Source organism: Mesobacterium pallidum, from assembly GCF_019966535.1.
Taxonomy (GTDB): Bacteria; Pseudomonadota; Alphaproteobacteria; order Rhodobacterales; family Rhodobacteraceae; genus Mesobacterium; species Mesobacterium pallidum.
The window spans coordinates 26,066-45,479 of the sequence record NZ_JAIMID010000034.1 but is presented as its reverse complement, the minus strand read 5'-3'; the positions used below and the strand labels follow the sequence as shown (position 1 = coordinate 45,479).

Below are 19,414 nucleotides of genomic sequence, written 5' to 3'. Positions count from 1 at the left end.
CGACCATACACCTCGATGGCCACCCGGGATTACACCTATGAAGGCGCAGAAATTACACCACGTGCGCGGACACTAACACGACAGACGGTCGATGATCTCAAGACCTTCCCAAAGGCGCCACGTTCGACAGACTTCATGGGGGCCAAGAAGGCGGCCATCTTCGCGTTTCGGCTCCATGGCCTGCTGCCGGTTTCGTGGACACGAAGAAAAGATCGTGACGATGGAACTGGATAGAGGGCGCCGGAAGATATTCGTGCACTGATTGCAATTTTTGAATCTGACAAATTGCGGCGACATGTCGCACTCAAAATGGTACCGTTTCAACAATGGGAAAGAGCGCACCCGGGGGATGGCCATGTCGATTTCTGAGTATGTTTACCAAAGCGACTATGTCTACCGGGACATCCTGTTGGTCAAAACCGCCTCTGACACCTTCGGAACATATCTCGATCGGGTCGATACGGCCCTCGGCGTGCCGGGAAATCTGGAGGACGTCTTCGGAGCGGCGGCCAAGTTGTTCGATCTGCCGGACCCGGTCGTCACCGTGCTGGGTACGTTGCCCTACGGCATCGGCACGGTGGTCCGAAACGCTGACAGGATCGCGACAAAAGTACACGATACCCTCGCGGAATTCGAAGACAAGATGGGAACCCTGGACCAGCGGTTGAAGCCGGCTGCCGATGCGGTCGAAACGGTCGGGACCTACCACGGTACCTTTGCCGACGCCCTGCAGGGGATTGTCGACGTGGCGACCGTCGGCAAGGACGAGGCCGCCGCGATCCAGGCGAGCTTTGCGGGTCAGGCGGTCCGCGGGACAACCGAGCTTTCGACCCGTCTTGACGCGCGGGCCGACGCGCTGTCGGTCTGGAGCACCAACCGCGAAGCGCTGGTCACGCCGGTCGAAGCCGCGCTTGCCAAGGTTCAGGAGGCGGTCGACGACCTGACCGAGGGCATGCCTGACCTTCAGGGCGTCAAGGATGCGGTCGCTGTCGCGGATGGCGTGATGACCGTCGTTCAGAACCTGGCGGGGACCATTCAGAGCGCGCTGGATTTCGACATCCCGGATCCAAGGTACCTGTTCACGCGAAGCATCAATCTGCTGGACGCGATCAAGGCCGTTTCGGATGCCCTGAGCGCCTTCTTCGACCTCATCGAGGGGATTGTGATCGATGCGCTCAAAGCCGTCGGGATCGATTTGAACGGGCTGTTCGACTTTCTGGAAGACCAGTTGCTGTCGCCCCTCCAGCCCTTTCTCGACACGATCGACGATCTGATGCAAGTGGCGAGCATGATCGCATCGACGATCGCGACCGCGCTTGACTCGATCCGCGACACGTTCGAGCAGATCGAGCAATACGCCCGCGATGCGTTCGACCTGGGAACCCTGTTCCAAGTCTCGCAATACGGTGACGAGGCGCCGGGCCTCGTGGATTTCGCGGATCACCTGACGGGAACTTTCGCCGAAGACGCTCTTTTCGGACTGCAGGGCAACGATACGCTTTCGGGTAGCCTGGGAGGTGACTTCCTGTTCGGAGGCGACGGGAACGATTACCTGAACGGAGGGTCGGATTCCGACGAGCTATACGGCGGTGCGGGTAACGACACGCTGAACGGCGGAGATGTCGGGTCGTTGAGCCAGTCCAACAGCGATTTCATTGACGGAGGACCGGGGACCGACTGGGTCCTGATCAATGCCAACAAGGGCGACGTCGCGCTTGACGTGGTGAACGGCGAGGTCGTGATCCAGCAGTACAGCGTTGGACGAGACCGTTATGTCAATGTCGAGTATTTCCAGTTCCTTGACGGCATCTACACCCTGGGGATCGACGATCCGGACGGTCTCTATCCCGACCTGCTTGAGCCAAATTACCTGGTCGGCACCGAAGGTCCGGATTTCCTCAGCGGGATTCGGGGCATCGATTCAATCGTGGGTTTGGGCGGCGACGACGAACTTTACGGCTGGAGCGGCAGCGACACGATCTACGGCGGCGACGGCAACGACTATATCTCGGGCTTTGACGGCGACGACGTTCTGTTTGGCGAAGAAGGCAACGACACCATATCCGGCAATATCGGCGATGATTACATCGAAGGGGGCGCCGGTGACGATCTCCTGTGGGGGTACTACGGCAATGACACGGTCAAGGGCGGCGACGGCAACGATGTGCTGGATGCCCGTGAGTTCATCGACCCATCCTTCAGCAACAGAAACCGGTTCGAAGGCGGTGCCGGGAATGACACGCTTTGGGGCGGGGCGGAAATCGACACCCTGATCGGCGGCTCGGGTGACGATTTCCTGAGCGGCGAAGGCGGGAATGACCTCATCGACGGTGGCACCGGCTCGGACACGGCGCGGATCTATTCGACACGGCAGGCCGCCACGCCGGAGGTGGACGCGTTTGACGCCAGCGTGACAACGATCACATGGCCCAATATCGGCGGCCCCTACACGCACAGGTTCACATCGGTCGAGTTCTTCCTGTTCGACGACGGATTGTATTCGCTCGACGAGCTGCATGACCGGGCGACCATAACCGGCACGGCGCTTGACGATTTCCTGAGCGGTGCGGACGGCGAAGCCACGATCTTCGGGCTGCAGGGCAATGACCAACTGGATGGCAAGGCCGGAAATGACAGCCTGCAAGGCGGCGCGGGACAGGACACGTTGATCGGCGGCGACGGGGACGACACGCTTGACGGCTCTCTGGGCATGGTGTCGGCCGAAGGGCAGGGCGACTTTGTCCTGCCCGGCCTTGGCGACGACCTCGTCATCGGTCATGCGGCGCTGTTCGCGGCGGGCGACGGGATCGACCTCAGCTATCGTGACCTGTCGGGGACAGGGGGCATGGCGATCCAGCGCCAGTACGATGGGGCAATCATCGCGGCAAGCTTTACCCCCGGATTGGTGGATGACAGGGCCAGCTACGTGCACATGGTCGAGGGCACGAATGACAACGACCGGATGGAGGATTACTCGGGCGACGACACCGCGCCCGCCGTCTGGAGCGGTCTTGGCGGAGACGATACCGTGTCGGGCGCTGGCGGGATGGACCTGTTGCTCTATGCCCATGATGCCGAGATGGGGGGGGCGGCAGGCGTTGTCGTGACCTTCTCGGGCGAGGGGGAGGGCACCGCGCAGGACGGGTTCGGCGATACCGACACGTTCTGGGGAATTGATGCCGTCACCGGAACGGCCTTCGGCGACATCATGACCGGGAATGCCGGCGCGCAGGTTTTCCGCGGCGGTGCCGGAGCCGACCTGCTGTCTGGCGGACGGGGGGCCGACACGCTGATCGGCGAAGCCGGCAACGACACCCTGACAGGGGGCCTGGGGGCGGACGTCTTCGTGGTGACACGCGGCATGGGCACGGATCGGATTCTCGACTTTGCGATCGGGATCGACCGCATCGACCTGCAAGCGCTGACACCGCAGGACCGTGCGGCCATCGTCTTGCGCGAGGGATCGGCGGGAAGCCGTCGGATGGAGCTGCCTGAAGGCTCTGTCCTGATCTTCGACAACCTGCCGGGCGATCTGCCTGCAACCGGAAACGTGCAGGTATCGGGGACTGCGCGACAGGGGCAATTCCTGTCCGCCGACGCGTCCTCTCTGGCTGACGGGGATGGCTTGAACAACCCCGGCGACGATGCACCGAACCCCAATGCACCCGAGATCGGCTGGCTTCGCAATGGTGCCCCGATCCAAGGGGCGACCGGCGCGTCCTACCAGCTGGTCGAGGCCGATGTCGGCCAGCGTATCGCGGCCCGGGCGTATTACGTGGATGATTTCGGGCGCAGCAGCCATGTGAGCAGCGCCCAGACCGCCGTGGTGGAGAACGTCAACGACGCGCCCGGCTTTGTGTTGCTTTCGGGGAACCCGGTGGTCGGTTCCAGCCTGACCGCGGACACGCGCTCCCTGTTCGATGCCGACGGCCTGGGCACGCTCAACTTTTCCTGGTTGCGCAACGGGACACCCTATGCGTCGGGTCAAGGCACCATCGACCTCGCGCTCTCGGACCTGGGCGCGACCTTCGCGGCGGTGGTCACCTATGTCGACGGGCACGGCACCGCCGAACGGGTCCAAAGCGCCACGACAGGCGCCATCGGTGACAGGGCGCTGAACCAGTCCGGCACCGAGGGTACGGACCTTCTGGTCGGAGGGCGCAGGGACGATGTGCTGAGGGGGCTGAAGGGGCGCGACACGATCTGGGGCAAGGACGGGGCCGATACGCTCTTCGGAGGCAACGGGGACGACTGGATCGGAGGCGGCGACCAGGCCGACGAGATCGATGCCGGGGCCGGCAACGACGTCGTCTGGGGCGGCAACGGGCGGGATCGGGTCCTGCTGAACGCGGGGAACGACGTGTTCTGGGACAATGACCAGACCGGCGAGGCCGGCCGCGATACGGTTGCGGGCGGTGCAGGGAGTGACACGCTGAACGGTGCAGGGGGCGACGATTACTTCGAAGGCCTACTCGGCGCGGATCTGCTGATCGGCGGCGCAGGCAACGACACCCTTCTGGGCGGCGATGGCAATGACACCGTGCGTGGTGGCTTCGGGCAAGACCACGCATATCTTGGTGCGGGCAACGACGTGTTCGAGGACAACACCCAGGAGGCGCCGTTCAACAACGACACGGTCTGGGCCAAGGATGGCGATGACAGCATCTACGGCGGCAACGGGTTCGACGTCTTCTACGGCGGCACAGGGTCCGATTACATCCGTGGCGGCAAGGGGTTCGACAGCCTCTATGGCGGCGATCAGGCCGACACGCTTTACGGCAACGACCTGGTCTATGGCGGCAAGGGGGCGGACTACGCGATCCTCGGCAAGGGGGCGGATGTCTGGATGGACGACGCCCAGACCACCTTCGGCGACGACCAGGTCTTCGGCGGCGGCGGCTGGGATACGATCCAGTCGCTGGGTGGAAACGACACGCTGACCGGCGGGGCGGGCAACGACAGCTTTGTCTTCGGCGACGGGATGGGCGACGTTTTGCTCAGCGATTACGAGGTGGGCGCAGACGACCTGACCTTCACCGCGGCGCTCTGGGGCGGCGCGCTGACGCAAGGAGAACTCGACGCCCGCGCCTCGACGGCGGCGGGCGACCTGGTGCTGACGCTCGACACCGGGGCAACGCTGACTTTCGACGGCGTGACCTCGACCGCCGGGCTGCTGGGCGACATTGGCTTGATGTAAGAAGACAGCGTCGGTGGAGGTGAAAAGGGTCCGATCCCAGGCCCGTCCCCGCCGCCACTTGCGCCCGCGAAAGCGTTCTCCCGATCCGGCGAGGGCCGGACGTTTCCCTTGTTTTCCGGGGGATACGCGACTGGGGCTGAGCACCGCTTGCCGTATGAAATGGCCAAACCCAATCTCTCCGGTGTGATTTCTTCCCGACGTCATGATTGCGCCAGTTTGGTTCGACGCTCGTAAGCTGCGGACTTGGCGAACTTTTCTGGACTTGCACCCCAAGACATTCGATCCGGGTCCCGTTCGGCGACATGGAACGGAACGGAGACCTTTGCTGGTCGCCCGCGCTTGTACGGCCCAAGAATTCCCCATCGCAGCAAGTTCTGAGGCGCTGCGCCAGGGGCACACAGTATGGACCCGCCGCACACCCTGTTTCGTCGAGGAGTTCGGGGTCGCCACAGCCAAGACCCTGCCACGACCCTCAAAATCAAGCGCTTGCCTCTCCCGGTCTTTGCCCGCGCCGCAACTCAGATTTCGATGTCGATGGCCTTTCCATGCGCCTTTGCCAGCTCCACGACCGCGCTGGCGACGGCAAGGTCCTGCAGACCGACACCGGTGCCGTCAAAGATGGTCAGTTCGGCGTTGCCACGTCCCGGGTGGGTGCCGGTCACGACATCGCCAATTGTCGCGATGTCGGCCTCGGCAATCAGGTCCCGGGCTGTGGCGTGTTGGAACTCCCCGATGCCGACGGATTGAGCGATTTCATCCGTGAAGAGACGCGCCCGTGCAACCAAGGCTGTATCCAGTTCCTGCTTGCCCCTGGTGTCGGTGCCCATGGCGGCGATATGGGTCTGTCCAGTGATATGGGCGTTCATCAGGATCGGCGCGAAGGACGAGGTGATCGAGATGATCACATCCGCTTCCGCACCCAGCCGGTCAAGCTCTACCGCCTCGAACGGCAACCCGAGGTCGGCAGCCGTGTCGGCGAGGCGTCCGAGCATTTCGGGGGTCCGGTTCCAGGCGATGACCTTCTCGAAGGCGCCCGCCCGCGCGGCGGCGCGCATCTGGAACGCCGACTGATGGCCGGCACCGATCATGCCCAGAACCCGCGTGCCGTCCGGGGCAAGGTACTTGATCGAGACGGCCGCCGCCGCCGCCGTGCGCATCGCGGTCAGCAGGTTGCCCCCGACCGCGGCCGACACGCGTCCGGTGTCCGCATCAAACAGGAACACCGTGGACTGGTGGTTGATGATGCCGCGCGCGTGGTTGTGCGGCCAATAGCCGCCCGCCTTCAGCCCGAGCGTCGGCGTGGCGGCATCGAAGCCGCCCTTGAAGCCGTAGAGAGCGTCCTCGTGCCCGAGTGCCTCGCGCACGACGGGGAAGTTGCGGGCCTCGCCGCGCGCCATCGCGCCGAAGACCGCTTCGACGGTGTCAAACGCCACCTCGGGGGTCATGAGGTCCGCGATTTCGTGTTCAGGAACAATCCACATTCAATAGGCCTTTCCGCGCGCGCTGACCGGCCAGAGGGTCTCGACTTTGCCGTTCCGGACGCCGACATACCAATCATGTACGTTGGCCGTCGGGTCACAGTGACCCGGAACCAGCCGCAGTTTCTCGTTGACCTTCAATACCCCGTTCGGATCCGCGATCACGCCGTGCTCGTCAGAGCATTTGACGTATTCCACATCGTCGCGCCCGAATATGACGGGCAGTCCGCTGTCGATCGATTGGGCTTTGAGGCCGGCGTCGCAGATCGCCTTGTCGGCCTTCGCGTGGCTCATCACGCTTGTCAGGATGAAGAAGGCGTTTTCCCATTCGCCCGCGTCGATCCGGTTTCCGTCCTTGTCGAGGATGCGGCCGTAATCGGCATCCATGAACGCGTAGGAGCCGCACTGGAGTTCATTGTAAAGGCCCGAGTTCGACTCGAAGTAGTATGACCCCGTGCCGCCGCCCGAGACGATGTCTGTCTCGATACCTTCGGCCTTCAAGGCCTCGACGGCGTCCTGCACCTGCGCAATGGCCGCGTCGAGTTTTGCCTTGCGGTCGTCAAAGCTGTCCATGTGCTGCATCGCGCCCTGATAGGCCTGGATGCCGCGATAGGTCAGGTTGTCAGCCGCGAGAACGGCCTTGGCAATCTGCACAACCGCGGGCGTCGTGGTCACGCCACAGCGACCCGCGCCACAGTCGATCTCGACGAAAATACCCAGTTCGGTCCCGTGCCTTTTCGCGGCCGCCGACAGGTCTGCCACGTTGTCCGCATCGTCGACGCAGACGATCACCTCGCCGCCGCTGATCTTGGGCAGATGCGACAGCCGTTCAATCTTGCCCGGGTCGCGAACCTGGTTGGAGACGAGAATTTCCTTGATGCCCGCCCGGGCAAAGACCTCGGCCTCGGACACTTTCTGGCAACAGACGCCAATGGCACCGCCCAGCTCCATCTGAAGTTTCAGCACATCGACCGATTTGTGCATCTTGCCATGCGCGCGGTGCCGCATGCCATGCGCCTTGGCATAGTCGCCCATCTTCTTGATGTTGCGTTCCAGCGCATCCAGATCGAGCACCAGCGCGGGTGTCTGGATATCGTCGGCATCCATACCGGGTTTGGCGGGGATGTCGAAGCCAACCTCGTAGGCGTCCAGATCAATCGTGTTTGTCATGGAGGATCTCCTTCTCAGCCCAGTATCCAGGGCAATTTGTCCAGGTCGACGTTGCCACCGGTGATGATGACGCCGACGCGCTTGCCTTTGAAGGCGTCGGGGTTCTTGAGGATTGTGGCCAGCGGCAGGGAGCTTGAGGGTTCCATGACGACGCGCAGGTGCTTCCAGGTCAATTTCATCGCCTCGATGATGTCCTGTTCCGAAGCCGTGCAGATCTCGGACACGTGGTTCGACACGAAATGCCAGGTCAGGTCCTTGAGTGGGACCAGGAGCCCGTCCGCAATGGTCACGGGCGCATCGTCCGCGATGATGTGACCAGCCTTGAAGCTGCGAAAGGCATCATCGGCCTGCTCTGGTTCCGCGGCGATGACCCTGGTTTCAGGAGCAAGCGTCGACAGCGGCAGGCAGGTGCCCGAGATCATGCCGCCGCCACCGATTGGGGCGACGACCATGTCCAGACCGTCGGCCTGCTCGATGAATTCCCTGGCACAGGTGCCCTGGCCGGCGATGACACGCGGATCGTTATAGGGATGAACAAAGTCACCGCCCGTTGCCGCTTGGACCTGTGCAAAGGTTGCCTCACGCGAGGACGTCGACGGCGCGCATTCGGTGATCCTGCCGCCATAGCGGCGTACCGTGTCCATTTTCGCCTGCGGCGCGGTGCGCGGCATCACCACGTTGCAGGGAATGCCTCGCTTCATCGCGGCGTAGCTGAGGCACGAGGCATGATTGCCGGAAGAATGGGTGGCGACACCTTTTTTCGCCTGTTCGTCGTCCAGCCCGAACACCGCATTTGCGGCGCCGCGCACCTTGAAGGCGCCGGGCTCCTGGAAGTTCTCGCACTTGAAGTAAAGCTCGCACCCCGCGATCTCGTTCAGGCAGTCTGACGTTCGGATCGGTGTGCGGCGGATATAGGGTTTGATCCTCTCATGCGCCGCCAGCATGTCGTCATAGGTGGGGATAATCATGTGTCCATCTCCTCGATCATGCCGCAGTCCTGACCGGCATCGCGCCGGCGATCTGGTCAGAAATCATCTCTGCGGTGACAGCAGAGAGCGTCCATCCCAGGTGGCCGTGACCCGTGTTGTAGAACACGCGCGGGCGGCGCCCCGGGCCGACCTTCGGCATCATGTTCGGCATCATCGGCCGCAAGCCCGCCCAGGGAATGGCGTGTTCGGTGCTGACACCGGGGAAGAACCGTTCGCACCATTTCACAAGCGGACGTACCCGATCATCCCGGATATCGAGGTTATGGCCATTGAATTCAGCCGTGCCCGCGATCCGGAACCGATCCTTGCCCAGGCGGCTGGTCACCACCTTCGCCGCATCGTCCAGAAGGCTGATCCAAGGAGCCGCGCGTTGGCTTTCCTCATCGTCCAGCCGCACGGTGATCGAATACCCCTTGACCGGGTAGACATTCACCCGGTCGCCGAGCTGCGTCGCAATATTGCGGCTCTCCACTCCGGCACAGACAACGATGGCATCGAACACCTCGATCTGGCTTTCGTTGTTCCGGCTCCAGGTCAGGCGCACCCCGTTCCCGTCGATGGCTATCGCTTCGACATCCGTTCCGAACCGCAGCACCGCCCCGCCGCGCTCGATGGAAGTGGCAAGACCGGTGGTGTAGCGGTGGATGTCGCCGGTAAAGTCGCTTTCAGTGTGATAGCCGCAGTAAAACGCGCCGCTCAGCGCGGGCTCGATCTGGCGGATTTCCTCTGGGGCCACGGCACGGCGTTCCAGCCCCCCCTTTGCGAGAAGCGTGTTGACCTCGGCGGCGTGATCAAACTCCGCCTTGTCGGCGAAGATGTGAAGGATCCCGCGGTTCTCACAGTCGAATTCGAAACCGTGGCGTTCGGCCTTTTCGCGCAACAGGCCGCGCGCGGCAATCGCCATGCGGGTGGTCTCGACCGTGTTTGCCCGATACTGCGGAATCGCAGCGACGAATTCGGCCATCCAGCTGTACTTGTGCCAGCTGGGCTTGGGATTGACGAGGAGCGGCGCGCCCCGCGTCATCAATTATTTCATCCCCTTGAAGACGGTCGACCAGCGGTTCCACGTCTCGGCATTGGAGGCTGACAACTGTCCGCCGTTGGCAACGATGTCTGCATTGCCGCATAGCGGATGAGATCGAACAAGGTGACGTCATAGCCTCGATCCGTCAGGCTAGACGCGGTGGTCACGCCGGTGATCCCGGCGCCGATGACGGCGATAGACTTCATGTGTTCCACTCTGGCATTTGGTTTGAATGCGCCGAAGCCGGCGCATCCCCCCTCTGTCCTTTTGCCTGAGAGCTTCACCGCGGCTGCGGCTTCCTCCTTCGGCGGATGCAGGTGCATCCCTCTCCAGAGTGTCGGTTCGGGCAGTACCTGTGCCTGAGAGATTCCGGGGCGTTGCTCGGTCGGCGCGGGCGCGATGCCCGACTCTCCTGCGTAAACCGTCGTGTGTCTTTGATGGTAAGCCGGAATTCTCGGCAAGTGTGTATCCTGGCCGGTGGCAGTGCGCCACCGGCCAAGAGGTTCAGGCGGTTTCTGCGTCAGCAGCCGTTTTGCGCGGACCGATGTTCATCACCACCGCGGCAGCGATCGCGAGGATACCGGCGGCGGCCGAACCGAACATTTCGGGGATCGGCGCGTCAATGTGGCACCGCCCTGGAAACCCGGAAAAGCAGTGTCACCCAATGAAACGGGGTGTCGACCTTTGCCAGGTTGTCACGTGACGCGTCTCTTGGGCGCCAATCCCGTCATCGGCGCACTGTTCGGCGCGGCCTCATCCGGTTTCCGCAGGCTCTGTCCGTCGGAAGCGCGCGGGACACACCGGGTGATCCAGCCAACCCTCCGATGCAAAGCGCCAGTTCGGTCCCAGGTTACCCGGGCCCTCGCCTGGTACCGTGCTAAGGGTGCGTTCAGAACGTCAACCTGACGGTTTCGCGCACCTCGGCATGGAGCACCCAGTTTCCCGGATCCTCGTCGTTCTTCGGCTTGCCACGATAGCCCAGGATGCCGGCTCCCCCGGCGTCGCCCGGAGGTGTCTCGGACGGGACGTCGACAGTCAGGTAGTTGGCGATCAGCATCCCCGCCGCCCCGAAGGCCCGGTTGGCGGACGCCCGCGACTTGTAGCCGCCCGCGCTGGCCAATCGCGTGTCCGTCAACCCGCCATCGTCCGCCCAGGCCAATGCCGTCAGCATCGCGCGCTGCGGGCCGGACAGGGTGACCTGGCCAAGCGCTTCGGCATATTCCTCCGAGCTCGGGATCGACAGCCCCGTCACCGGATCGACACGACGGTCAGCGCTTCTGCGGACTTCCCGCGCGTCGATGATGTCGTGCAGCGCGGCAACCGCGGCTTCCTCGGTCGCGCCCTTCGCCTCGGCGATCAGGCCGCGCGCATTCGACGGGGCCTTGGGAAAGGCGCGGGCCACGTATTCCCCCGACAGGCGACCCGACTTGATCTGGTACCGGCCGTGTTCGCCCAGCTGGATCGCGTCCGGTATGTCCGACGATTTCGACGCCACCTTCTTTTTCGGCTTGTCCTTGAAGAGCTCGCGGCCCTTGGCCGTCCGCGCGTCCGTGCTGAAAGGGTTCATGATGGCTGTCTCCGAATATGAGGATTGGGAAGGTGAGCGCATGCGCGGTTCACGCCGGCGCGCGTCGTGCCTCCGCGAATGTCACCAGCCGGCGCTCGGTCTGGTCCCACAGCGCGAGACGCGCGCAGGCAAAGCTGTCCCGCAAGGTCACGCGGTTCGACGATGCAAGCGCGTCATGGTCGCGCAGCACCTCGGGCAGACGATAGAACGGGATCCGGCTGGCAAGATGGTGGACATGATGGACGCCGATGTTTCCGGTGATCCACCGCAGGACCGGCGGAAGATCGTAGTACGAACTGCCCTCGAGGGCCGCGGTCTGAACGTCCCAGTCGGCATCATCGCTCCAGGTGGTGTGCTCGAACTGGTGCTGGATAAAGAAGAACCACACGCCGATCATCGCCGCGAGAAGCATCGTCGGAAAGACGACACAGACAACGACGGCCCAGCCGCTGACCCAGACAAGGGCCGTCAGGAAGGCGGCGATCGCCGCGTTCGTCGCCATGGCGCTTAGCCAGTATTTCCACCCGGACCGCATCAGCCCGATCGGAAGCCGATTCTGCAGGAAGAACGTGTAGAACGGCACGACACCGAACAGGAACAGCGGGTGACGGACCAGGCGGTAAAGGCCCCGGCCGATCATGCCTTTGGAGCGATACTCGGCGACCGTCAACGTCGGCATGTCGCCGATCCCGCGCCGGTCGAGATTGCCCGTCGAGGCGTGGTGGATCGCGTGGGTTTCGCGCCAGACGTCATAGGGCGTCAGGGTGACCACGCCGATGGCGCGCCCGATCCAGTTGCACAGGCGTCGGCTGCGGAAGAACGATCCGTGGCCGCAGTCGTGCTGGATCATGAAGAGCCGCAGAAGGAAGGCCGCGTTGAGCAGGGAAAGAAGGATCGCCAGCGCCGTGCTGTAGGACAGCGACCACCAGGCAACGGCCCAGATCGCGAGAAACGGCGCAAGCGTCACGACCAGTTCCAGGACGCTGCGAGAGGCGTCAGGTGCACGGTACCGGGTCAGGATACGCGACCAGTGGCGCGCATCAAGCAGGTCTTCGGTGCTGGAACGGGGGTCAGTCATGGTGTCCGGGCGCTCCGTGGGGAGCGCCCGGTCGGCTCGCTCAAGCGAGCGCGAGATTGGTCGCGCTTTCGCGGCCGTCTCTGCCGGATTCGACGTCGAAGGTCACCTTCTGCGCATCGGCGAGGCCGGTCAGGCCTGCGCGCTCGACGGCGGAGATGTGGACAAAGACGTCCTTGCCGCCCGATTCCGTTTCGATGAAGCCGAAGCCTTTGGATGCGTTGAAAAATTTCACGGTGCCAGTGGCCATATCCGTGGTCTCCTGTTCTTGATGCTGTCCACGATATGCGACAGCCCGGCGAAGTCAGACTGAGAGAACGACTGAAGCCGGATGAACGGAAGCAGAGGGTCGCAGAGAAAAACGTTAGCTCGCCACACATGCGCCTTCGCCGCGCGGAACACAAGCGAAGTCGCGCAGTTTGGAAATTTAATTTCGTTCTGAGGCGGATGCCATTGAAATCCCTGTCGTTCGATCCCACCTTTGGAGGACGTCACCGCTATGCCGCGTGAGCAGGCGGCGCCAGGCGCCGCCCCCGGTCGTGACGACCCGTTTTCCCACATCACGTCGGGGGGACCCCGCTCAGGGCGGGCCTTGGCGCAATACCGTGTCGGGCCCTGTTGCCCCGGGTACACCCCAGCCGGCCTGGCAGATCCTTTGCCGGACGGCGACACCGGACCACCTGGTCCGGACAAGGACACGCATGACGTTCCACGAAATCGGCCTCGGGGCCTGCCGCGCCTCACGGCTTGAAAGCCTGGGACTGCCGGCACCCCTCGCGGCGTCGACAAGATCGCGCTGAACCGGCAGCCGACTGCGACCCGGACACGTCTTCACAGCGATGCGGCGCTTTCTCCGCAGGAGGATAATTCATGAACACTCCCGAATGGCTCAAGCCTGGTCTTTATGGTGCCGCGATCGGCGCGATCGTCGTCGCCATCGGCGGCTTTACCTGGGGCGGCTGGGTAACCGGCGGCACGGCACAGGACAGGGCCATGACGATGTCTCACGACGACGTCGTGGCGGCCATGGTGCCTGTCTGCCTCGACATGGCACAGTCCGATCCCGACCGCCTGGCCAAGCTGGCGACCATCCGCGACGCGTCGCGGTACCAGCGCCGGGATGCCCTGATCGAAGCCGGTTGGGCGACCGTGCCCGGTGCGGAGTCCCCGGATCGTGACATCGCGCAGGCCTGCCTGGCCTCGCTCGACGTCGACTCGATGCCCGAGCAGCCCGTCGCAACGGTGGACGAAGGATGAGCAACGCCATCGCGCGTGCAACACCGAACGTCACGCGCCGAGGGCCCATCGTGCTCGCGTTGGCCATGATGATCGCCTGCCTGGCGCTGCCCGCCCTGGCGCAGGACGGCACCGGCCCCGTGCCCGCGAACGCGGAGGCGCGAAGCTACGGCGGTGGCTGGGATTGCCTGCCCGGCTACCGGGTGGACGGCGCGGAATGCGCGACACTCGACATCCCGAAGAACGCCTATCCGACCGGGCGATCCTACGGGACGGGCTGGGCGTGCATGCACGGCTACGAACAGGTGGGGCGCACGTCCTGCCAAGCCGTCCCGGTGCCCGAGAATGCCTACCTCAAGTCCACTGGCTACGACTGGCAATGCGATCGCGGATATCGGCGTGACCGGGCGAGCTGCGTGGCGATCGTCCTGCCGGACCACGCCTACCTCACCGATCAGCCGTCCGGCACCGGCTGGACCTGCGACCGCGGTTTCACGCCGTCGGACGGCGCCTGCGTGCCGATCGCGGTTCCCGAGAACGGCTATCTCACCAATGCCGAGTATGGCGCGGAATGGGCCTGCGAGCGTGGCTTCGTCGAGACCCGAGGCCGCTGCGACCCGGTGGCGCTTCCTGCCAATGCCTTCCTGGACCCGGCCGCCTACGGGCCGGGATGGCGCTGCGAACGGGGATTCGCGCAGGCCGGCGCGGCCTGTGTCGCGATCGACCTTCCCGCGAACGCGCATCTGGATCGGTCCGGAAACCGCTGGCGGTGCGGAGACGGCTTTCAACCTTCTGACGGGGAGTGCGTACTTGGACGATAGGGTATCCTCTCAGGGCCATGGCAGCGCGCCGGGCATTCGCATGCGGATCGGCTGCCGCCTGCGCTACCAGCTGGCCCAGCCGACGCCATTGATCGCCATGCTGAACGTGCATTACTCGCGCTTTGGCGACCTGGAACGTGCCGACTACCTGGTGACCGAACCAAGCGTGCCGCTGGAAAGCTATCGCGACGGTTTCGGGAACTGGTGTACGCGGATGGTCGCGCCGGCGGGCGATTTCACCCTGTGCACCGACGGCATATTCCGCGACACGGGACTGCCCGATCCGGTCGCACCCGGCGCCGCGCAGCAGGCCGTCGAGGATCTGCCTTTCGAGACATTGGTCTACCTGCTCGGCAGTCGCTACTGCGACACCGATCTTCTGTCGGAAGACGCCTGGCGGCTGTTCGAAGATACCGCGCCCGGCTGGACGCGTGTTCAGGCGATCTGCGATTACGTGCATACCTGGGTCTCGTTCGACTACATGCAGGCAAGCGCGACCCGCACGGCGTCCGAAACGCTGGCCGGTCGGCATGGCGTCTGTCGGGATTTCGCCCATCTCGCCATCGCCTTCTGTCGCTGCATGAACATTCCGGCACGCTACTGTACTGGCTACCTGAGCGAATTCGGCCAACCGGAACCTCATGCACCGGACGATTTCGCAGCCTGGATGGAGGTCTTCCTGGACGGCCGGTGGTGGGTCTTCGATCCCCGCAACAACAGCCGTCGCCTGGGCAGGATCCTTATTGCCAGAGGCCGGGACGCCGCCGACGTCCCTTTGACGCAGACATTCGGGCCAAGCGTCCTGGCCCGGTTCGACGTCTGGACAAGCGACGCCCAGGTTGACCCTGCAGCGGCGCCGACGGGCTCTTGACACCAGGCAACCCCGACCGTGCCGCCCTGCGCGCCCGTCATGCCGGCAGGCCGGCCCGGTCGCCTGTCCTTGCCGGCACCCAAATCTGAATTAGCACTGGAGCATCGAGATGATCGCATCGATCAAGACGACCACCGAATTCCTGCAACCGTTCGAGCTTGCGGGGTTCAACGAAACCCTGCCGCCTGGCGAATACCAGATCGAGTCGCGGGCGGATGGGCCTGTGGACCGGGTCGCGCCGGGCGCCACGACATCATCGGTTCTTGTGCGCCTCCATTCCAGGGCCTCGCACCCCGGGCTGGACCGGACGCTCACCGTGCCGCGGGCCGAGCTGGAACACGCGATCGCTCGGGACAAGCTTACCGGACAGGCCCTCACGGACCGCTTCCTTGAGGAGATGCTGGCAGACCCGATGATCCGTCTCGTCATGCAGGCAGACCGGGTGGAGGAGTCCGAGCTGCGCGATCTCTACGCGGCCCGGTCGGAAGCAGGGCAGCAAGGCGCAAGGGAAACCCGCCATGTCGCCGGGGCAAACGACGCAAAGAAACCAGGCGCCCCCGGACCGCGCCCTGGAAGCAGTCGCCCAGGCATCGGAGAATGACTTGCAGTCCTGCACCGTGGCAGCCGCCCGGCCAGGAGCGGCATTGCTCCGATCCTTCGGGGCCCTGGCGTGACGGGTAGCTGAGTAACGCTGGATCCGAGGAGGCTTCAGGACCCAGCGCGGGAACCTGGTCTCCGGGCGACGGCGGCAGCGCTGCCACGGGGTGGACAGGACCCGGGCATTCGCCGCCTTGATGCCGACGTGGGCGCTGGAAATCATCCGCGTCATGCCCGATAGCCCGCGCCGGACGAGGCTGCGGAGGACGCGGGCCCGAAACCGTGACCGACGCAAAAATGGCTTCAGCCCGCGCCGGCGCGCACGCTGGCGACACGATCTTCCAGCCAGTCGACCGCGGTCCCAAGCGCCCCGTCGATACCGGCATCCAGATGCCAGTCATTCATGAAGCCGTGTGTCGCGCCCGGAATGACCTGCAGGTGGTCCCCAGCCCTGCGTGCGGCGACCCGGGAATAAAGGTCGAGAGTGTCCGCCAGGAGCGGGTCTGCATCCCCGACGGACAGAAACATCGGCGGCACGTGGTCCGGAACAGGGGGAAGGGTGTCGGGCGGCATCGCATAAGCCGTCAGAAAGGCCTGCATCGCCGCCGAGGTCAGCCGCCCCTCCAGACTGCCGAAGGCGCCATGTGACCAGGCGGTGGTGTCGGGTCTGAAGGCGCCGCAGAACAGAAGGGCCCCGGCACCATGTCGGCAGTTGGCCCTGGCCAAGGCGTGTATGGCGACCTGCGCACCGGCACTTGCGGCAATGACACCGGCAATGCCGGAGCCGGCTTCGAACTCGTCCAGGACAGCGATGAGAGCATGGATCGCGTGCGGGTAGGGCCGTTCAGGCGCCAGTGGATAGTCGATGGACAGGACGGGGCGTCTTGCTTGCGCGGCGAGGCGGCGAATCAGGCCAAGGCTCTGGACAGACGAGCCGAAGACCCAGCCGCCGCCATGCACGAAGATATGTGGCACCGTCGACCTGGCACCCGCGGGCGTGCAGAGCAGGGCAGGGAGGCCCCCCACAGTGAGCCGGTCTTCGTGCGCCATTGCCGGGGCCGCCTCGGCTGCCTTCTGGCCAAGGGCTTCGCGTCGCGCACGTTCCGCGGCAAGATCGGCGGGCGACCACGCACCCCAGGGCTTTGGCGATGTGGCCGGCACCCGGTCAGTCATTGGTGCCGCGCTGGCTGGCCGGACCGGGACCGCGCATGTAGTGTCGCGCCGGATCGTAGGTGTTGGACAGCCAGAGCCGGGTGGCAATGCGCTGCCAGAGGCGCCTGAACGACCTCTTGCGGTCGGGTGGGGGCGTCATCGGGCTTTCCTTGCGTCCATCCGCCATGGCTCAACGCCCCGCGTCATTGGTGCGCGCCACCAGCGGGGCCTGCCTGCGGCGGCGCAGGCTGCGCATCGTTACAAACGTCGCGCCCCCGATAAGCAGCAGGTTGATCACCACGAGGGTGGCCGACACCGGGCGGTCGAGAAAGATCCAGTAGCCTTCGCGCGAGATCAGCAGCGAGCGGCGCAGGTTGTTCTCCAGCAGCGGACCGAGGATCACACCGATGACCAGCGGCGCCAGTGGATAGCCAGCGCCACGGAGCAGAATGCCGAGCAGACCGAAGCCCAGCATCACCCGCAAATCGAACACCGAGCTTTGCAGCGCGAAGGTGCCGACGGCGCAGAGCAGCAGGACGACCGGGATCAGATAGCTTTTCTTGAGCTTCAGCACCCACACGAAAACCGGGGTGGCGAGGATGCCGACAAACAGCAGCGCCACGTTGGAGAACAGGTAAACCAGGAACACGCCGCCGGCGATGTCGGGCTGGTTGGCAAACAGCGCCGGGCCCGGGAAGAAGCCAAGGATCAGCATCGCCCCGATCAGCACCGCCGTCGCCGCCTCACCGGGGATGCCCAGCGCCAGGGTCGGTACCAGCGCCCCGCCGACGGTGGCGTTGTTCGCGCTCTCGGTCGCCACGACCCCGCCCTCGGCGCCAGCGCCGTAGCCTTCTTCAGGCTTCGAAAGCGCCTTGGCGACGGCATAGGCCGAGAAGGACGAGATGGTGCCGCCCACGCCGGGCAACGCCCCGAAGGCGGCGCCGATGGTGGAGGAGCGCAGCAGGTTCTTCCAGTGCTTCAGCGTCATCCAGACCGTGCGGAAGCCCGGTCTCACCGCCTTTACATCGGGCTTTTCGTTCAGCCCCCCGCCCATGACCTGCGACGCCATCTCGGAGATCGCGAAGATGCCCACCACGATCGCGACGATGTGAAAGCCGTTCAGCATGTCGAAGATGCCGAAGGTGAACCGGTAGCCCGTGGAAAACTCGTCGGTCCCGATGGTTGCGATCAGCAGACCGATGGCGCCGGTGATCAGCCCCTTCAGCAACGAGCCCTCGGACACCACCGCGATCGCGATCAGGCCGGTCAGCGCAAGCATGGTGTATTCCGGCGGTGCGAAGTTCGAGGCGAAGCTGGCAAGCAGCGGCGCGGTGAGGATCAGCACGACGCCACCGAACAGACCGCCCAGCGCCGAGGCCGATATGGCGATGCCGATGGCATCCGCCGCGCGGCCCTTTTGCGCCATGGGGTAGCCGTCAAACAACGTCGCCGCAGCGAGTGGCGTGCCCGGAATGCGAAGGAGGATCGCCGATACGGAGCCCCCGCAAGAGCCGCCGACAGCTATGGCGATCAGGAATCCCATGGCCGCGACGGGGGGCAGGCTGACGGCGAAAGGCAGCATCAGGACGATGCCCATCAGCGGCCCGAGACCGGGCAGCGCGCCGATCACCAGCCCGAAGACCACGCCCAGCACGGTAAGCAGCATGGATTGCGGGGTCAGGAACAGGTCAAGTCCGGCAAGAAGCGCGTCTGCGAACATCTCACCACACCATGTTGAGGTGGAACAGGCCGCCCGGCAGGACGATCTTGAGCCAGGCCTCGAAGACGTAAGCCGCGCCGAAGGACACCAGCAGCGCGGGCAGGGCAATGGCGAGCGGGCGGCGAAGGCCACAGAGCACCATGAGCGCGCCCAGCATCAGCGGCGTTGCGACGTGGTAGCCCAGCAGCGGGAGGGTTCCGAGGTAGAGGCCGAAAATGAAGATCAGCGCCGCCGGTCGGACGAGCTTGCGCAGCGGCACGCCGCCATCCTCATCCTGGGGCGGAGCAGCGCCGAACAGCTGCACGGCCGCCTGCGCCGCGATCAGAAGGCCCAGCACGACGGCGACCGTCTTGGGATAGGCGGCGGCATTGTCATAGGGGCCGCCCGGGGCGATGCCCTGCGCGGCCATGTCGGTCGCCGCCTGCTGAAAGACCAGCGCGACGAGGCCGACAAGGAGGGCAATGACCAGCCATTCAACCTGTCTTGGTGTGATGTTCATCTTCGCCCTCCCTTCCCT

At 64.6% G+C, this 19,414-nt stretch carries 17 protein-coding genes, 2 pseudogenes and 1 riboswitch; of the genes and pseudogenes, 6 read left to right on the top strand and 13 right to left on the bottom strand.

Translation table 11 applies throughout. The annotated features are described in order from the left end of the window. Both MF270_RS26755 and MF270_RS26750 read left to right on the top strand, forming a co-directional pair. Positions 1-234 (top strand): annotated as a pseudogene (locus MF270_RS26755) (hypothetical protein); the annotation flags it as partial. Positions 235-355: 121 nt separating this feature from the next. Next, entirely contained in the window at positions 356-5,197 is a 4,842-nt protein-coding gene (locus MF270_RS26750; RefSeq protein ID WP_238368682.1) for a hypothetical protein, read from the top strand. A 518-nt stretch (positions 5,198-5,715) separates the two neighbouring features. Here MF270_RS26750 and bhcD read toward each other — a convergent pair. From bhcD to MF270_RS26715, 8 genes are all read right to left on the bottom strand, one after another. Further along, positions 5,716-6,678, bottom strand: a complete 963-nt coding sequence (gene bhcD / locus MF270_RS26745) for an iminosuccinate reductase BhcD (RefSeq protein WP_238368681.1) — start codon at positions 6,676-6,678, stop codon at positions 5,716-5,718. After that, positions 6,679-7,845 carry a 3-hydroxy-D-aspartate aldolase BhcC gene (gene bhcC / locus MF270_RS26740; protein ID WP_238368680.1) on the bottom strand — a complete coding sequence of 389 codons (1,167 nt, stop codon included), beginning with the start codon at positions 7,843-7,845 and terminating at the stop codon, positions 6,679-6,681. A 14-nt stretch (positions 7,846-7,859) separates the two neighbouring features. Beyond that, on the bottom strand, positions 7,860-8,813 hold the full coding sequence (gene bhcB, locus MF270_RS26735) for a beta-hydroxyaspartate dehydratase BhcB (RefSeq protein ID WP_238368679.1): 954 nt from the start codon (positions 8,811-8,813) through the stop codon (positions 7,860-7,862). A 16-nt stretch (positions 8,814-8,829) separates the two neighbouring features. After that, positions 8,830-9,798 carry a D-amino acid dehydrogenase gene (locus tag MF270_RS26730; RefSeq protein WP_418887898.1) on the bottom strand — a complete coding sequence of 323 codons (969 nt, stop codon included), beginning with the start codon at positions 9,796-9,798 and terminating at the stop codon, positions 8,830-8,832. A gap of 68 nt (positions 9,799-9,866) precedes the next feature. Further along, a complete protein-coding gene (locus MF270_RS28480; protein ID WP_418887897.1) occupies positions 9,867-10,064 on the bottom strand; it encodes an FAD-dependent oxidoreductase in 198 nt (65 codons plus the stop codon). A gap of 43 nt (positions 10,065-10,107) precedes the next feature. Beyond that, a riboswitch (glycine riboswitch) is annotated at positions 10,108-10,201 on the bottom strand. A gap of 546 nt (positions 10,202-10,747) precedes the next feature. After that, the gene (locus tag MF270_RS26725) at positions 10,748-11,425 is read right to left on the bottom strand and encodes a hypothetical protein (protein ID WP_238368678.1); all 678 of its coding nucleotides are present in this window, start codon (positions 11,423-11,425) and stop codon (positions 10,748-10,750) included. A 49-nt stretch (positions 11,426-11,474) separates the two neighbouring features. Next, positions 11,475-12,503 (bottom strand): fatty acid desaturase, encoded by a 1,029-nt coding sequence (locus MF270_RS26720; protein WP_238368677.1) that lies wholly within the window; start codon positions 12,501-12,503, stop codon positions 11,475-11,477. 40 nt (positions 12,504-12,543) lie between these two features. Further along, positions 12,544-12,750, bottom strand: a complete 207-nt coding sequence (locus tag MF270_RS26715; protein WP_238368676.1) for a cold-shock protein — start codon at positions 12,748-12,750, stop codon at positions 12,544-12,546. 620 nt (positions 12,751-13,370) lie between these two features. On the opposite strand from MF270_RS26715, the gene MF270_RS26710 reads away from it, so the two are divergent. The 4 genes from MF270_RS26710 (at position 13,371) to MF270_RS26695 (ending at position 16,029) form a co-directional block, all read left to right on the top strand. Next, complete coding sequence (locus MF270_RS26710; protein WP_238368675.1) at positions 13,371-13,757, top strand: hypothetical protein; 387 nt, start codon at positions 13,371-13,373, stop codon at positions 13,755-13,757. Next, positions 13,754-14,557 (top strand): hypothetical protein, encoded by an 804-nt coding sequence (locus MF270_RS26705; RefSeq protein ID WP_238368674.1) that lies wholly within the window; start codon positions 13,754-13,756, stop codon positions 14,555-14,557. Before MF270_RS26710 ends, MF270_RS26705 begins: the two co-directional genes overlap by 4 nt. Before the next feature lie 34 nt (positions 14,558-14,591). Then, positions 14,592-15,428, top strand: a complete 837-nt coding sequence (locus tag MF270_RS26700) for a transglutaminase-like domain-containing protein (protein ID WP_418887899.1) — start codon at positions 14,592-14,594, stop codon at positions 15,426-15,428. Positions 15,429-15,537: 109 nt separating this feature from the next. Then, positions 15,538-16,029, top strand: coding sequence for a hypothetical protein (locus tag MF270_RS26695; RefSeq protein ID WP_238368672.1), 492 nt, complete (start codon positions 15,538-15,540; stop codon positions 16,027-16,029). Between the two features lie 144 nt (positions 16,030-16,173). On the opposite strand, the pseudogene MF270_RS26690 reads toward MF270_RS26695, so the two are convergent. From MF270_RS26690 to MF270_RS26670, 5 genes and pseudogenes are all read right to left on the bottom strand, one after another. Beyond that, positions 16,174-16,305, bottom strand: a pseudogene (locus MF270_RS26690) (IS256 family transposase); the annotation flags it as partial. A gap of 23 nt (positions 16,306-16,328) precedes the next feature. Next, positions 16,329-17,075 (bottom strand): alpha/beta hydrolase, encoded by a 747-nt coding sequence (locus tag MF270_RS26685; RefSeq protein ID WP_238368671.1) that lies wholly within the window; start codon positions 17,073-17,075, stop codon positions 16,329-16,331. A gap of 115 nt (positions 17,076-17,190) precedes the next feature. Further along, positions 17,191-17,337, bottom strand: coding sequence for a hypothetical protein (locus tag MF270_RS26680; protein ID WP_238368670.1), 147 nt, complete (start codon positions 17,335-17,337; stop codon positions 17,191-17,193). Positions 17,338-17,367: 30 nt separating this feature from the next. Continuing rightward, positions 17,368-18,897 (bottom strand): tripartite tricarboxylate transporter permease, encoded by a 1,530-nt coding sequence (locus MF270_RS26675; protein ID WP_238368669.1) that lies wholly within the window; start codon positions 18,895-18,897, stop codon positions 17,368-17,370. A 1-nt stretch (position 18,898) separates the two neighbouring features. Continuing rightward, the gene (locus tag MF270_RS26670) at positions 18,899-19,396 is read right to left on the bottom strand and encodes a tripartite tricarboxylate transporter TctB family protein (protein ID WP_238368668.1); all 498 of its coding nucleotides are present in this window, start codon (positions 19,394-19,396) and stop codon (positions 18,899-18,901) included. Between the last annotated feature and the right edge of the window lie 18 nt (positions 19,397-19,414).

Coding starts and splice junctions, on each gene's coding strand:
- MF270_RS26695 (WP_238368672.1), top strand. CDS start 15,538: ATGATCGCATCGATCAAGACGACCACCGAATTCCTGCAACCGTTCGAG.
- MF270_RS26720 (WP_238368677.1), bottom strand. CDS start 12,503: ATGACTGACCCCCGTTCCAGCACCGAAGACCTGCTTGATGCGCGCCAC.
- MF270_RS28480 (WP_418887897.1), bottom strand. CDS start 10,064: ATGAAGTCTATCGCCGTCATCGGCGCCGGGATCACCGGCGTGACCACC.
- MF270_RS26670 (WP_238368668.1), bottom strand. CDS start 19,396: ATGAACATCACACCAAGACAGGTTGAATGGCTGGTCATTGCCCTCCTT.
- MF270_RS26715 (WP_238368676.1), bottom strand. CDS start 12,750: ATGGCCACTGGCACCGTGAAATTTTTCAACGCATCCAAAGGCTTCGGC.
- MF270_RS26710 (WP_238368675.1), top strand. CDS start 13,371: ATGAACACTCCCGAATGGCTCAAGCCTGGTCTTTATGGTGCCGCGATC.
- MF270_RS26725 (WP_238368678.1), bottom strand. CDS start 11,425: ATGAACCCTTTCAGCACGGACGCGCGGACGGCCAAGGGCCGCGAGCTC.
- bhcD (WP_238368681.1), bottom strand. CDS start 6,678: ATGTGGATTGTTCCTGAACACGAAATCGCGGACCTCATGACCCCCGAG.
- bhcC (WP_238368680.1), bottom strand. CDS start 7,845: ATGACAAACACGATTGATCTGGACGCCTACGAGGTTGGCTTCGACATC.
- MF270_RS26705 (WP_238368674.1), top strand. CDS start 13,754: ATGAGCAACGCCATCGCGCGTGCAACACCGAACGTCACGCGCCGAGGG.
- MF270_RS26730 (WP_418887898.1), bottom strand. CDS start 9,798: ATGGCCGAATTCGTCGCTGCGATTCCGCAGTATCGGGCAAACACGGTC.
- MF270_RS26680 (WP_238368670.1), bottom strand. CDS start 17,337: ATGACGCCCCCACCCGACCGCAAGAGGTCGTTCAGGCGCCTCTGGCAG.
- MF270_RS26750 (WP_238368682.1), top strand. CDS start 356: ATGTCGATTTCTGAGTATGTTTACCAAAGCGACTATGTCTACCGGGAC.
- bhcB (WP_238368679.1), bottom strand. CDS start 8,813: ATGATTATCCCCACCTATGACGACATGCTGGCGGCGCATGAGAGGATC.
- MF270_RS26675 (WP_238368669.1), bottom strand. CDS start 18,897: ATGTTCGCAGACGCGCTTCTTGCCGGACTTGACCTGTTCCTGACCCCG.
- MF270_RS26685 (WP_238368671.1), bottom strand. CDS start 17,075: ATGGCGCACGAAGACCGGCTCACTGTGGGGGGCCTCCCTGCCCTGCTC.